11 protein-coding genes are annotated in these 14665 nt (G+C 54.8%); 7 read left to right on the top strand and 4 right to left on the bottom strand.

The features are described 5' to 3' along the window. Nucleotides 1-55: 55 nt before the first annotated feature. A complete protein-coding gene (gene ilvD / locus HV340_RS22410; protein WP_014172164.1) occupies nt 56-1906 on the top strand; it encodes a dihydroxy-acid dehydratase in 1851 nt (616 codons plus the stop codon). Nucleotides 1907-1908: 2 nt separating this feature from the next. Further along, nucleotides 1909-3453, top strand: coding sequence for a threonine ammonia-lyase, biosynthetic (gene ilvA / locus HV340_RS22405; RefSeq protein ID WP_025202773.1), 1545 nt, complete (start codon nt 1909-1911; stop codon nt 3451-3453). Here the strand turns inward: ilvA and ilvY are convergent. Then, nucleotides 3450-4340 (bottom strand): HTH-type transcriptional activator IlvY, encoded by an 891-nt coding sequence (ilvY, locus tag HV340_RS22400; RefSeq protein ID WP_020882896.1) that lies wholly within the window; start codon nt 4338-4340, stop codon nt 3450-3452. The genes ilvA and ilvY overlap by 4 nt on opposite strands. A 153-nt stretch (nt 4341-4493) precedes the next feature. On the opposite strand from ilvY, the gene ilvC reads away from it, so the two are divergent. Beyond that, nucleotides 4494-5969 carry a ketol-acid reductoisomerase gene (gene ilvC / locus HV340_RS22395; protein WP_063925930.1) on the top strand — a complete coding sequence of 492 codons (1476 nt, stop codon included), beginning with the start codon at nt 4494-4496 and terminating at the stop codon, nt 5967-5969. Nucleotides 5970-6037: 68 nt separating this feature from the next. Here the strand turns inward: ilvC and ppiC are convergent, their stop codons facing one another. Then, nucleotides 6038-6319: a peptidylprolyl isomerase PpiC gene (ppiC, locus tag HV340_RS22390; RefSeq protein ID WP_181216233.1), complete on the bottom strand. Its 282-nt coding sequence runs from the start codon at nt 6317-6319 to the stop codon at nt 6038-6040. A gap of 85 nt (nt 6320-6404) precedes the next feature. Here ppiC and rep point away from each other — a divergent pair, with 85 nt between their 5' ends. Beyond that, the gene (rep, locus tag HV340_RS22385; protein ID WP_014172160.1) at nt 6405-8429 is read left to right on the top strand and encodes a DNA helicase Rep; all 2025 of its coding nucleotides are present in this window, start codon (nt 6405-6407) and stop codon (nt 8427-8429) included. A 48-nt stretch (nt 8430-8477) separates the two neighbouring features. On the opposite strand, the gene gppA is transcribed toward rep, so the two are convergent. Together gppA and rhlB are read right to left on the bottom strand one after the other, a co-directional pair. Further along, entirely contained in the window at nt 8478-9962 is a 1485-nt protein-coding gene (gene gppA / locus HV340_RS22380) for a guanosine-5'-triphosphate,3'-diphosphate diphosphatase (protein WP_059305952.1), read from the bottom strand. Nucleotides 9963-9968: 6 nt separating this feature from the next. Next, nucleotides 9969-11234 (bottom strand): ATP-dependent RNA helicase RhlB, encoded by a 1266-nt coding sequence (gene rhlB, locus HV340_RS22375; protein ID WP_014172158.1) that lies wholly within the window; start codon nt 11232-11234, stop codon nt 9969-9971. A gap of 144 nt (nt 11235-11378) precedes the next feature. Between rhlB and trxA the strand changes: the two genes are divergently transcribed. From trxA to wecA, 3 genes are all read left to right on the top strand, one after another. Continuing rightward, on the top strand, nt 11379-11708 hold the full coding sequence (trxA, locus tag HV340_RS22370; RefSeq protein ID WP_004386384.1) for a thioredoxin TrxA: 330 nt from the start codon (nt 11379-11381) through the stop codon (nt 11706-11708). Between the two features lie 341 nt (nt 11709-12049). Next, nucleotides 12050-13309, top strand: coding sequence for a transcription termination factor Rho (gene rho / locus HV340_RS22365; RefSeq protein ID WP_008501566.1), 1260 nt, complete (start codon nt 12050-12052; stop codon nt 13307-13309). Between the two features lie 242 nt (nt 13310-13551). Then, entirely contained in the window at nt 13552-14655 is a 1104-nt protein-coding gene (gene wecA, locus HV340_RS22360; RefSeq protein WP_044859368.1) for a UDP-N-acetylglucosamine--undecaprenyl-phosphate N-acetylglucosaminephosphotransferase, read from the top strand. The last annotated feature ends 10 nt before the right edge of the window (nt 14656-14665 follow it).

Genomic DNA, 14665 nt, shown 5'->3' with positions numbered 1-14665 from the left:
AATATGGGACGGCACGCACCGTCCCATTCAATAGTCAGACGGGAGTAAATAAAGCATGCCTAAGTATCGTTCCGCCACCACCACTCATGGCCGTAACATGGCGGGTGCCCGCGCACTGTGGCGCGCCACCGGGATGACCGACGCCGATTTCGGTAAGCCTATTATCGCCGTGGTGAACTCCTTCACCCAGTTTGTGCCGGGCCACGTGCACCTGCGCGATCTCGGCAAACTCGTTGCCGAGCAAATCGAAGCCTCCGGCGGTGTGGCGAAAGAGTTCAACACCATTGCGGTGGATGACGGTATCGCGATGGGTCACGGGGGTATGCTCTATTCACTGCCGTCGCGTGAGCTGATCGCCGACTCGGTGGAGTATATGGTGAACGCCCATTGCGCGGATGCCATGGTTTGTATCTCCAACTGCGACAAAATTACCCCGGGGATGCTGATGGCTTCCCTGCGTCTGAACATTCCGGTGATCTTCGTCTCCGGCGGTCCAATGGAAGCGGGTAAAACCAAGCTTTCCGATAAAATCATCAAGCTCGACCTGGTCGATGCGATGATTCAGGGCGCGGATCCAAAAGTTTCTGATGAGCAAAGCGATCAGGTTGAACGTTCTGCGTGCCCAACCTGTGGCTCCTGCTCAGGTATGTTCACCGCGAACTCCATGAACTGTCTGACCGAAGCGCTGGGTCTGTCTCAGCCGGGCAACGGCTCGCTGCTGGCGACCCACGCCGACCGTAAACAGCTGTTCCTCAATGCCGGTAAACGCATCGTTGAGCTGACCAAACGCTACTACGAGCAAGATGATGAAAGCGCGCTGCCGCGTAATATCGCCAGCAAAGCCGCGTTTGAAAATGCCATGACGCTGGATATCGCCATGGGCGGTTCCACCAACACCGTTCTCCACCTGCTGGCCGCTGCGCAGGAAGCTGAAATCGACTTCACCATGAGCGATATCGACAAGCTGTCCCGCAAAGTACCGCAGCTCTGTAAAGTTGCGCCGAGTACCCAGAAATACCACATGGAAGATGTCCACCGTGCGGGTGGCGTACTGGGTATTCTCGGTGAACTGGATCGCGCCGGGCTGCTGAACCGCAACGTCAAAAACGTGCTCGGCCTGACGCTGCCGGAGTCGCTGGACAAATACGACGTCATGCTCACGAAAGACGATGCGGTGAAAAAGATGTTCCGCGCCGGCCCGGCAGGTATTCGTACCACCCAGGCCTTCTCACAGGATTGCCGCTGGGACACGCTGGATGACGATCGCGCAGAAGGCTGCATTCGCTCACTGGAACATGCCTACAGTAAGGACGGCGGTCTGGCCGTGCTCTACGGTAACTTTGCAGAAAACGGCTGTATTGTAAAAACCGCAGGCGTGGATGACAGTATTCTCAAATTCACCGGTCCGGCAAAAGTGTACGAAAGCCAGGACGACGCGGTAGAGGCTATTCTCGGTGGCAAAGTGGTGGAAGGCGACGTGGTTGTCATTCGCTACGAAGGGCCGAAAGGCGGGCCGGGCATGCAGGAGATGCTCTATCCCACCACCTTCCTGAAATCCATGGGCCTCGGTAAAGCCTGTGCGCTGATCACCGACGGACGTTTCTCTGGCGGTACGTCTGGTCTCTCCATTGGCCACGTGTCACCGGAAGCGGCAAGCGGCGGCAACATCGCGATTATTGAAGATGGCGATCTGATCGAAATTGATATCCCGAATCGCGGTATTCAGTTGAAACTGAGCGACCAGGACATTGCGGCGCGTCGTGAAGCCCAGGAGGCTCGCGGTGACAAAGCCTGGACGCCAAAAGATCGCCAGCGCGACGTCTCCTTCGCCCTGCGTGCCTATGCGAGCCTTGCCACCAGTGCAGATAAAGGCGCGGTGCGCGACAAATCGAAACTTGGGGGCTAATGATGGCCGAGTCGCAACCGTTATCCGCCGCCCCTGAGGGGGCGGAATACCTCAGGGCGGTGCTACGTGCACCGGTCTATGAAGCCGTACAGGTCACGCCGCTGCAGAAGATGGAAAAACTCTCCTCGCGCCTCGACAACGTGATTCTGGTGAAACGCGAAGACCGCCAGCCGGTACACAGCTTCAAGCTGCGTGGCGCCTACGCGATGATGGCCGGGTTGACCGACGAGCAAAAAGCGCGGGGGGTGATTACCGCCTCTGCGGGCAACCACGCGCAGGGCGTCGCGTTCTCCTCAGCGCGCCTGGGGCTGAAAGCGCTGATTGTTATGCCGGTTGCTACTGCTGATATCAAAGTGGATGCCGTACGCGGTTTCGGCGGTGAAGTGTTGCTCCACGGCGCAAACTTTGACGAAGCCAAAGCCAAAGCGATAGAGCTGGCGCAGCAACAGGGGTTTACCTGGGTGCCGCCGTTCGATCATCCGATGGTCATTGCCGGACAGGGGACGCTGGCGCTTGAGCTGCTGCAGCAGGATGCGCATCTCGACCGCGTCTTCGTGCCGGTGGGCGGTGGCGGCCTCGCGGCGGGCGTAGCGGTGCTGATCAAACAGCTGATGCCGCAAATCAAAGTGATTGCCGTTGAGGCGGAAGACTCGGCCTGTCTGAAAGCGGCGCTGGATGCCGGTCATCCGGTGGACTTACCACGCGTCGGGCTGTTTGCTGAAGGCGTGGCGGTTAAACGCATTGGCGATGAAACCTTCCGTCTTTGTCAGGAGTATCTCGACGATATTATCACCGTCGACAGCGACGCCATCTGCGCCGCAATGAAAGATCTGTTCGAAGATGTGCGTGCGGTAGCGGAACCTTCCGGCGCGCTGGCGCTGGCGGGGATGAAGAAATACATCGCGCAGCACAACATCCGCGGCGAGCGTCTGGCGCATGTCCTTTCTGGTGCCAACGTGAACTTCCACGGTCTGCGCTATGTTTCCGAACGCTGCGAGCTGGGTGAGCAACGCGAAGCGCTGCTGGCGGTTACCATCCCGGAAGAGAAGGGCAGCTTCCTGAAGTTTTGTCAGCTGCTGGGCGGCCGTTCAGTCACGGAGTTTAACTACCGTTTTGCCGACGCCCGAGATGCCTGCATTTTTGTCGGCGTACGGTTAAGCCGTGGTCTGGAAGAGCGTAAAGAGATCCTCCACCTGCTCCACGAAGGTGGCTACAGCGTCGTGGATCTCTCCGACGATGAGATGGCGAAGCTGCACGTGCGTTACATGGTGGGTGGGCGTCCGTCGAAGCCGCTGCAGGAACGTCTCTACAGCTTCGAGTTCCCGGAGTCACCGGGCGCGTTGCTCAAGTTCCTGCATACGCTGGGCACGCACTGGAACATCTCTCTGTTCCACTACCGCAGCCACGGTACCGATTATGGACGCGTGCTGGCCGCCTTCGAACTGGGCGAGCACGAGCCTGATTTCGAAACGCGGCTGAACGAGCTGGGCTATGAGTGTCACGATGAAACCCATAACCCGGCGTTCAGGTTCTTCCTGGCGGGCTAGTGGTTAGGCAGTATCTGCCAGAAGGCATCAATAAGCGGCTCCTGCAGCCGCTTTTTTTGTGCGCACACGCCAAGCTCAAACGGCGTTTTTTCGTCGCTGCGCTCCAGAATCATCACGCGATTACGCACCGGTTCCGGGCTGTTCTCCAGGACCACCTCCGGCAGCAGTGCCACGCCGCAGCCCAGCGCCACCATTGACACCATCGCCTCATGCCCGCCAACCGTCGCGTAAATCGACGGGTTGCTGATCTTCTGGCGACGAAACCAGAGCTCAATACGACGGCGCACCGGCCCCTGATCGGCCATGATAAAAGGCACCGTGGACCAGTCCGGTTTTTCCACCGACACCTGATTACGCACCGGGCAGGGTAACGCGGGGGCAATCAACACGACCGCCAGGTTTTCCAGCATTGAGAACGCGACAGCGCCCGGCAGGGTTTCGGGTTTCCCGGCAATGGCGAGATCCGCCTCGCCTGTCACCACTTTTTCCATTGCGTCGGCGGCATCACCGGTGGTGAGTTTAATTTCCACCGACGGTTGTTCTGCGCGAAAGCGGTCAAGAATCGGCGGCAGATGGCTATAGGCCGCGGTCACGGAGCAGAAAATATGCAGCTCGCCGGACAGCGATGGTCCTTTCTGGTCAATGGTGTGTCGCAGCTGTTGATACTGCAGCAGCGTTTGTTGGGCAAAGACCCGTAACTCCTCACCGGCTTCCGTCAGGGTGACGGTGCGGTTGTCGCGTACAAACAGGGGCTGACCGAGGTCTTCCTCAAGGCGCTGGATCTGGCGCGAAAGCGTGGAGGGACTGACGTGCATCGCCCGGGCGCTGCGCCCAAAGTGACGGCTTTCCGCCAGATGCAGGAACATTTTCAGATCGCGTAAATCCACTGATTTCACTCCCCCTTTTTACATTGCAAATATTGCAACGTGACGTTGTGAATATATCAATTTCCGCAATAAATTTCCTGTCATATAGTAAGTTCATTCTCGCAAAAGCGAACCGAACAATAAGCACAACAACACAACATCACGGAGTCCATTATGGCTAACTACTTTAATACACTGAATTTGCGCCAGCAGCTGGCGCAGCTGGGCAAATGCCGCTTTATGGCGCGCGACGAATTTGCCGATGGCGCGAGCTACCTTCAGGGTAAAAAAGTGGTCATCGTTGGCTGCGGCGCCCAGGGTCTGAACCAGGGCCTGAACATGCGTGACTCCGGTCTGGATATTTCCTACGCTCTGCGTAAAGAAGCGATTGCTGAGAAGCGTGCGTCCTGGCGCAAAGCGACCGAAAACGGTTTTAAAGTCGGTACCTACGAAGAACTGATCCCCCAGGCAGACCTGGTGGTTAACCTGACGCCAGACAAACAGCACTCTGACGTTGTGCGTTCCGTGCAGCCGCTGATGAAAGACGGTGCGGCGTTGGGTTACTCCCACGGCTTTAATATCGTTGAAGTGGGCGAGCAGATCCGTAAAGACATCACCGTTGTGATGGTGGCACCGAAGTGCCCGGGTACAGAAGTACGTGAAGAGTACAAACGTGGCTTCGGCGTGCCAACGCTTATCGCCGTTCACCCGGAAAACGATCCGAAAGGTGAAGGTATGGCGATCGCCAAAGCATGGGCTGCAGCAACGGGTGGCCACCGTGCGGGCGTTCTGGAATCGTCTTTCGTCGCGGAAGTTAAATCTGACCTGATGGGTGAGCAAACCATCCTGTGCGGTATGCTGCAGGCGGGCTCTCTGCTGTGCTTCGACAAGCTGGTGGAAGAGGGTACAGACCCGGCATACGCAGAAAAACTGATTCAGTTCGGCTGGGAAACGATCACCGAAGCGCTGAAGCAGGGCGGTATTACGCTGATGATGGACCGTCTGTCCAACCCGGCGAAACTGCGTGCTTACGCGCTGTCTGAACAGCTGAAAACGATCATGGCACCGCTGTTCCAGAAACATATGGACGACATTATCTCCGGCGAGTTCTCTTCCGGCATGATGGCGGACTGGGCTAACGACGATAAGAAACTGCTGACCTGGCGTGAAGAGACCGGTAAAACCGCTTTTGAAACCGCCCCACAGTTTGAAGGTAAAATCGGCGAGCAGGAGTACTTCGATAAAGGCGTTCTGATGATTGCGATGGTGAAAGCTGGCGTTGAGCTGGCGTTCGAAACCATGGTGGATTCCGGCATCATCGAAGAGTCTGCCTACTATGAATCACTGCACGAGCTGCCGCTGATTGCGAACACCATCGCCCGTAAGCGTCTGTACGAAATGAACGTGGTTATCTCTGATACCGCCGAGTACGGTAACTACCTGTTCTCTTACGCTTGCGTACCGCTGCTGAAAGAGTTCATGACAACCCTGCAGCTGGGCGATCTGGGCAAAGCGATTGCGGAAGGTGCTGTGGATAACGCGCAGCTGCGCGATGTAAACGAAGCCATTCGCGGCCATGAAATCGAGAAAGTGGGTCAGAAACTGCGTGGCTACATGACCGATATGAAACGTATCGCGGTAGCAGGTTAATACCCGGGCGGGCTGATGCCCTGACCTGACTAAACGTACAAGGCCTTCTCTCAGAGAAGGCCTTGCTGTTATTTGCGGTACAGAACCTTAATAACATGGTAGCCAAAGTGCGTGTGCAGTGGGCCTGTGGGTTCCAGCACCGGGCAGGAAAAGACCACTTTATCGAACGCCGGAACCATTTGACCCTGACGGAATTCACCTAAATCACCGCCGCGTTTACCTGACGGACAAATAGAGTGTTTCTTCGCCAGCTTGCCGAAGTCGGCGCCGTTTTTGATCTGCTCGAGAAGATCCAGAGCCAGTTTTTCTTCTTTTACAAGGATATGCAGTGCTGCCGCGGTTTTTGCCATGATCGTGCCTTGAGTGGTATGGATTAGGCTCGCTATACTACCACGCTGTTATTCTCCCCTCCTGACTTTCATTGAGTGATCATTTATGCGTTTAAACCCCGGACAACAACAAGCCGTCGAATTTGTCACTGGACCCTGTCTGGTGCTGGCGGGCGCGGGATCCGGCAAAACGCGCGTCATCACCAATAAGATTGCCCACCTGATCCGCGGCTGCGGGTATCAGGCTCGCCACATCGCGGCGGTGACGTTCACCAACAAAGCAGCGCGCGAGATGAAAGAGCGTGTCGGCCAGACGCTGGGGCGTAAAGAGGCGCGCGGTCTGATGATTTCCACCTTCCATACGCTGGGGCTGGATATCATCAAACGTGAATACGCCGCGCTGGGGATGAAATCCAACTTCTCACTGTTTGACGATACCGACCAGGTGGCCCTGCTCAAGGAGCTCACCGAGGGGCTGATCGAAGATGATAAGGTTCTGCTGCAACAGCTGATCTCAACGATCTCCAACTGGAAAAACGATCTGATGACCCCGGCCCAGGCCGCGGCGATCGCCAAAGGCGAGCGGGATCGGATCTTCGCCCACTGCTACGGTCTGTACGATGCGCATATGAAAGCCTGTAACGTGCTGGATTTCGACGACCTGATCCTGCTTCCCACGCTACTGCTGCAGCGTAATGAAGAGGTGCGTGAGCGCTGGCAGAATAAAATCCGCTACCTGCTGGTGGATGAGTATCAGGACACCAATACCAGCCAGTATGAACTGGTGAAGCTGCTGGTGGGACAGCGCGCGCGTTTCACGGTGGTCGGAGATGACGATCAGTCCATTTACTCCTGGCGCGGTGCGCGTCCGCAAAACCTGGTCCTGCTGAGTAAAGATTTCCCGGCGCTGCAGGTGATCAAACTGGAGCAGAACTACCGTTCCTCCGGGCGTATCCTTAAAGCCGCGAACATCCTGATCGCCAACAACCCGCACGTGTTCGAAAAACGCCTGTTCTCCGAACTGGGTTACGGTACAGAGCTAAAAGTGCTCAGCGCCAACAATGAAGAGCACGAAGCGGAGCGGGTCACAGGCGAACTTATCGCCCACCACTTCGTCAATAAAACCGAATACAAAGACTACGCGATCCTCTATCGCGGCAACCACCAGTCACGCGTCTTTGAAAAGATGCTGATGCAAAACCGCATCCCGTACAAAATTTCGGGCGGGACCTCCTTTTTCTCGCGGCCCGAAATCAAAGATCTTCTGGCCTACCTGCGTGTGCTCACTAACCCGGATGATGACAGCGCGTTTCTGCGTATCGTGAATACCCCGAAACGGGAAATTGGCCCGGCGACGCTACAAAAGCTTGGCGAGTGGGCGATGACGCGTAATAAGAGTCTGTTTACCGCCAGCTTCGATATGGGGCTGAGTCAGACGCTCACCGGACGCGGCTACGATTCATTAACCCGCTTTACCCACTGGCTTGGTGAAGTGCAGCGGCTGGCAGAGCGCGAACCTATCGCCGCCGTGCGCGACCTTATCCACGGTATCGACTACGAGTCCTGGCTGTATGAAACCTCCGCCAGTCCGAAAGCGGCCGAGATGCGCATGAAAAACGTTAACCAGCTGTTCAGCTGGATGACTGAAATGCTGGAAGGCTCGGAGATTGATGAACCGATGACCCTGACGCAGGTGGTTACCCGCTTTACCCTGCGCGATATGATGGAGCGCGGCGAGAGCGAAGAAGAGGCCGATCAGGTTCAGCTGATGACGCTGCATGCATCAAAAGGTCTGGAATTCCCGTATGTCTATCTGGTTGGCATGGAAGAGGGGTTACTGCCGCACCAGAGCAGCATTGATGAAGATAACGTCGATGAGGAGCGCCGTCTGGCCTATGTAGGCATCACGCGCGCTCAGAAAGAGCTGACCTTCACGCTGTGCAAAGAGCGTAGACAATATGGTGAACTGGTGCGCCCGGAGCCGAGCCGTTTCCTGCTGGAACTTCCGCAGGACGACCTCATCTGGGAGCAGGAGCGTAAAGTGATTACGGCTGAAGAGCGGATGCATAAGGGGCAGGCGAACGTCGCTAACATCCGCGCCATGCTGGCGAAAGCCAAAGAGAAGGGGTAGGTTGTTACACGCCCGGCAAGCGTAGCGTTACCGGGCATGTCCGCCCTGTTATTTCACCTCAAGCACCCAGTGTACGTAGCTTTGCCACTGACACTCCTGCTCGACCATCTCCGCCCCAAGCGGATGATTATCCAGCCAGTTTTCCGGCAACGTCAGCGAAAGTTTCTCGTCATCCGCCACCAGATTGAGTGCCGGCAGCAAATCATCGCGGCGGCGGCTTGCAAACAGAATAGCCAGACGCAGCAGGCGGCACATATGCTCGGCCACGCGCGGCGGTACGGCGTTTTGCTGATGCAAAGAGGAGAGGTCAACGGTATTGGTCTGGTTCAGCAGCAGCGTTGCCAGCAACTTTTTCTGCGCAGGGGTATAGCCGGGTAAATCGAGGTTACGCACCAGATAAGCGGCATGAGCCGGGGCCTGTTTAAAATCAATGCTCAGCCCGATTTCATGCAGTGCACAGGCACTTAGCAGCAGATCGCGACTCAAAGGGTCCAGATCCCAGGCGTTAGCCACATGATCGGCGAAGTGTGACGCCAGCTGTGCCACGCGGCCTGCCTGATCGATATCAACCAGGAAACGACGCTGCACGTTTCGCAGGGTACGGCTGCGAATGTCCTGATCGACCGACAGGTGCAACATCCCGTAGACCAGACCTTCACGCAGCGCGCCACCCGCCAGCGTCATACATTTGATGTTCAGCTCGGTGAAAATGGCGATCAGGATCGCGAGCCCGCTCGGGAATACCAGCGCGCGTTCAAGCGTCAGGCCTTCAATTTCCAGCTCTTCCAGACGCCCGCACTGAATGGCCCGCTGTTTAAGCTGCTGAAGCTTGGCAAGCGTGATCCGCTCATCCATGCCCTGCGCCATCATAATTTCCTGCAATGCCTGCACGGTACCGGAGGCCCCCACGCAGACTTTCCAGCCGTGGTAGCGCAGTTCGTCCATCACCGGGCGTAACACCTCGCGTGCGGCAGTTTCCGCCTCGTCGAAGTTCTCCTGACCCAGATTGCGGTCAGTAAAGTAGCGCTCAAGCCAGGTTACGCAACCCATCGACAGGCTGAATAGCGACGTTGCCTGCGCACCGGTGCCGGTCACGAGTTCGGTACTGGCGCCCCCGATATCCACAACCAGACGACGATCGTCGCCTCCCGTGGTGTGCGCAACGCCCTGATAAATCAGGCGCGCTTCTTCTTCACCGCTGATAACCTGCACCGGACAACCGAGAATTTCCTGCGCTTTGGCAATAAAATCCACGGCGTTAACCGCCAGGCGGAGTGTCGCTGTGGCGACGACGGTGATTTGGGAATGCGGGATATCCTGCAGACGCTCTGCAAAGAGTCGCAGGCACTGCCAGCCACGTTCCATGGCTTCAGGAGAGAGGTGATTATCGCTGCTCAGGCCCGCCGCGAGGCGGACCTTGCGCTTAATGCGCGTCAGCGTTTGTATGCTTCCCGCCACCTCGCGCACAACCAGCATATGAAAACTATTCGAACCGAGATCAATTGCCGCATAAAGCGAGGTGGAGCTGAGCATAATTTTTTAACCTGAGCGACGACGATTACGCGGCGCGCCAGATCGACGCGGGCCATTGCCGGAGCGGGCGCGGGTAAGCCGCTTAGCCGGCGGCAGTTCGCTTAATAGCGCATCCGGGTTGTACTTACTCACCGGAATAGAATGGCCGATGTACGTCTCAATCGCCGGCAGGTTCAGCGCATACTCTTCACACGCGAGGCTGATAGAGTGGCCGCTTGCACCCGCACGACCGGTACGACCGATACGGTGTACATAGTCTTCGCAGTCATCCGGCAGGTCATAGTTAAAGACGTGCGTAACGGCTGGAATGTGCAGGCCGCGCGCTGCGACGTCGGTGGCGACCAGAATATCGAGATCGCCACGGGTGAATTCTTCAAGAATACGCAGGCGTTTTTTCTGCGCAACATCGCCCGTCAGCAGGCCAACGCGGTGACCGTCTGCAGCCAGATGGCCCCAGATATCTTCACAGCGGTGCTTGGTGTTCGCGAAGATAATGGCGCGGTCTGGCCACTCTTCTTCGATCAGCGTTTGCAGCAGACGCATTTTCTCTTCATTGGAAGGATAGAAGAGTTCTTCTTTGATACGGTGGCCGGTTTTCTGCTCGGGTTCCACTTCCACATATTCGGCGTTGTTCATCTGCTCGAATGCCAGTTCGCGTACGCGATACGACAGGGTCGCAGAGAACAGCATGTTGAGGCGCTGATTCGCGGGTGGCATGCGGCGGAACAGCCAGCGGATATCTTTAATGAAGCCCAGATCGTACATACGATCAGCTTCATCCAGCACCACAACCTGGATGGCACCAAGGTTAATGTGGTTCTGTTTTGCGTAGTCGATAAGACGGCCGGTGGTACCGATCAGGATATCCACACCGCTTTCAAGCACTTTCAGCTGCTTATCGTAACCATCGCCGCCATAAGCCAGGCCGATTTTCAGGCCCGTAGCCTGCATCAGGGGTTCAGCGTCTGCGTGGATCTGTACCGCCAGTTCTCGCGTCGGGGCCATAATTAGCGCGCGCGGCTGGTTAACTTTGCGGTCTGCAATCGCTGGATGAGAAAGTAAATAATGAAACGTTGACGTTAAAAACGCCATCGTTTTGCCAGTACCGGTTTGCGCCTGCCCTGCTACGTCACGTCCCGCCAGCGTCAGCGGCAGGGCGAGAGCCTGAATGGGCGTACAGTTATGAAACCCTTTATTTTCAAGGGCTTCGATCACTTTTGGGTGCAGGGCGAAGTCGGAAAACTTCTGTTCTGTTAAATGTGTTTTGCTCATAGTGTGGTAGAATATCAGCTTACTATTGCTTTACGAAAGCGTATCCGGTGAAATAAAGTCAACCTTTAGTTGGTTAATGCGACATCAACACGTCGTTGATGAGGGCGAAACCAACGCACCAGGCTTATTCCTGTGGAGTTATATATGAGCGATAAAATTATTCACCTGACTGACGACAGTTTTGACACGGACGTACTTAAGGCTGACGGGCTGACACTCGTCGATTTCTGGGCTGAATGGTGTGGTCCTTGCAAAATGATCGCCCCGATTCTGGATGAGATCGCTGACGAATATCAGGGCAAACTGACCGTTGCCAAGCTGAACATCGACCAGAACCCGGGCACCGCACCAAAATACGGTATCCGTGGCATTCCGACCCTGCTGCTGTTCAAAAACGGCGAAGTGGCAGCGACCAAAGTGGGCGCACTGTCCAAAGGTCAACTGAAAGAGTTCCTCGACGCTAACCTGGCGTAAGGTTTCTCCGCTGCGCGTCCAGAGCGCCTAAATTATGTGGAACTCTGGACGCCCGGCTGAAGTCGTGCTAAGTTAGCTATGACTTCGTTTTAAACATATCTTGTTGTTTGAATCTTGTTTTACCCGATACTTCCCGTTGTTGACACAAACAGTGCGTGAAGTTGCTAAATTCCGGGCTTGTCACTCAATCCGTCTTGTCGTTTCAGTTCTGCGTTTTTTCCCTGTGACCAGACAGCGAACAGACATGAGTTGATGGCCGCTAAACAGGCATGGATGACCCTGCCATACCATTCACAACATTAAGTTCGAGTATCACCCCGAGTTTAAGAACCCACACCATTATGAATCTTACCGAATTAAAGAATACGCCGGTTTCTGAGCTGATCACTCTCGGCGAAAATATGGGGCTGGAAAACCAGGCTCGTATGCGCAAGCAGGACATCATTTTCGCCATCCTGAAGCAGCACGCTAAGAGTGGCGAAGATATCTTTGGCGACGGTGTGCTGGAGATATTGCAAGACGGATTTGGTTTCCTCCGCTCTGCAGACAGCTCCTACCTCGCCGGCCCTGACGACATCTACGTATCCCCTAGCCAAATCCGCCGTTTCAACCTCCGCACTGGTGACACCATTTCAGGTAAGATTCGTCCTCCAAAAGAGGGTGAACGCTACTTTGCGCTGTTGAAAGTGAATGAAGTTAACTTCGACAAACCGGAAAACTCCCGTAATAAGATCCTGTTTGAGAACTTAACGCCGCTGCACGCGAACTCTCGCCTGCGCATGGAGCGTGGTAACGGCTCAACTGAAGATTTAACCGCTCGCGTCCTGGATCTGGCATCGCCAATCGGTCGTGGCCAGCGTGGTCTGATCGTCGCACCGCCAAAAGCGGGTAAAACCATGCTGCTGCAGAATATCGCGCAGAGCATCGCTTATAACCATCCAGACTGCGTGCTGATGGTACTGCTGATTGACGAACGTCCGGAAGAAGTGACCGAGATGCAGCGTCTGGTTAAAGGTGAAGTGGTTGCTTCTACCTTTGACGAACCCGCATCTCGCCACGTTCAGGTTGCGGAAATGGTTATCGAGAAGGCGAAACGCCTGGTTGAACACAAGAAAGACGTGATCATCCTGCTCGACTCCATCACCCGTCTGGCGCGTGCCTACAACACCGTCGTTCCGGCTTCCGGTAAAGTGCTGACGGGGGGTGTGGACGCTAACGCCCTGCATCGTCCAAAACGCTTCTTCGGTGCGGCACGTAACGTGGAAGAGGGCGGCAGCCTGACCATCATCGCTACGGCGCTGATCGATACGGGTTCCAAAATGGACGAAGTTATTTACGAAGAGTTTAAAGGTACAGGTAACATGGAACTGCACCTCTCTCGTAAAATTGCTGAGAAACGCGTCTTCCCGGCTATCGACTACAACCGTTCCGGTACCCGTAAAGAAGAGTTGCTCACCACCCAGGAAGAGCTGCAGAAAATGTGGATCCTGCGCAAAATCATCCATCCAATGGGTGAAATCGACGCAATGGAGTTCCTCATTAACAAACTGGCGATGACCAAAACTAACGACGATTTCTTCGATATGATGAAACGCTCGTAACGCAAATAAAGCCAGCAAGCGCCACGTTTTTACGTGGCGTTTTTCTTTTATGGCTTATACGCTATTAATGCAGACTCCCATTTCAGACCAGTCAGTGCGACAATAAGATAATTCGCACAGTTAAAAATATTAATAGCCTGAATAATAAACAAATGGGGTTGCAAGAGGTATGCTTTATGCCTTCTGGCTTGGCGCCAACATGGTTATACTTCGTTGCCTGACATTTGTTGAGAACATCCATTGTGAACCTACTCGATACGTTTACTGAACTAACCAGTATTTTTTTGTTTACCACTTGCTTTTTGTTTCTTGCACGCAAGGTAGCAAAATATCTGGGCTTAGTGGATAAACCCAACTTCCGTAAGCGCCATCAGGGTATGATCCCACTGGTGGGTGGCATCTCCGTCTTTGCAGGTATCTGTTTCACTTTCGCTATCGCCGATTACTACATTCCCCATGCCAGATTGTATCTAATCTGCGCCACCGTACTGGTTTTCGTAGGGGCACTTGATGATCGCTATGATATAAGCGTAAAAATTCGCGCTTTCGTTCAGGCTGCAGTCGGCATTGCTATGATGGCCGTGGCAAAACTTCATCTAAGTAGCCTGGGGTACATTTTTGGTTCGTGGGAAATGCTTCTCGGGCCATTTGGCTACTTCCTGACCCTCTTTGCCGTATGGGTCGCGATAAACGCGTTTAATATGGTAGATGGAATTGATGGTCTGCTAGGTGGCTTATCGTGTGTTTCGTTTGCAGCGATTGGGATCATTTTATGGTTTGATGGTCAATACAGCCTCGCGATGTGGTGTTTTGCCATGATCGCCGCCATTCTCCCATACATCCTTTTGAATCTAGGCGTTTTGGGCCGTCGCTATAAAGTCTTTATGGGCGATGCGGGTAGCACGTTTATAGGCTTTACCATCATTTGGATCTTGCTCGAAACCACCCAAGGTAAAACACACCCCATTAGCCCAGTGACGGCATTATGGATCATCGCTATTCCCCTTATGGACATGGTGGCGATTATGTATCGTCGCCTGCGCAAAGGGATGAGTCCTTTTTCGGCCGACCGTCAGCATATCCACCATTTGATTATGCGAGCGGGTTTCACTTCCCGTCAGGCTTTTGTTCTGATTACGCTGGCGGCTGCTATTCTGGCGGGAATTGGGGTTGCGGCGGAATATGCCCAATTTATCCCCGAATGGGTAATGTTGGTACTGTTCTTGCTAGCATTTTCCCTTTACGGCTATTGTATTAAACGCGCCTGGAAAGTAGCGCGTTTCATTAAGCGTATAAAACGCAGGATGCGTCGAGATAGTGACAACAATCCAACTTTAACTAAATAAAATGGGACTG

This window comes from Enterobacter sp. RHBSTW-00975 (genome assembly GCF_013615235.1).
In the GTDB taxonomy this organism is placed as follows: domain Bacteria; phylum Pseudomonadota; class Gammaproteobacteria; order Enterobacterales; family Enterobacteriaceae; genus Enterobacter; species Enterobacter ludwigii.
The sequence above is the reverse complement of the archived record's forward strand: the minus strand, read 5'-3'. Positions and strand labels throughout refer to the sequence as shown.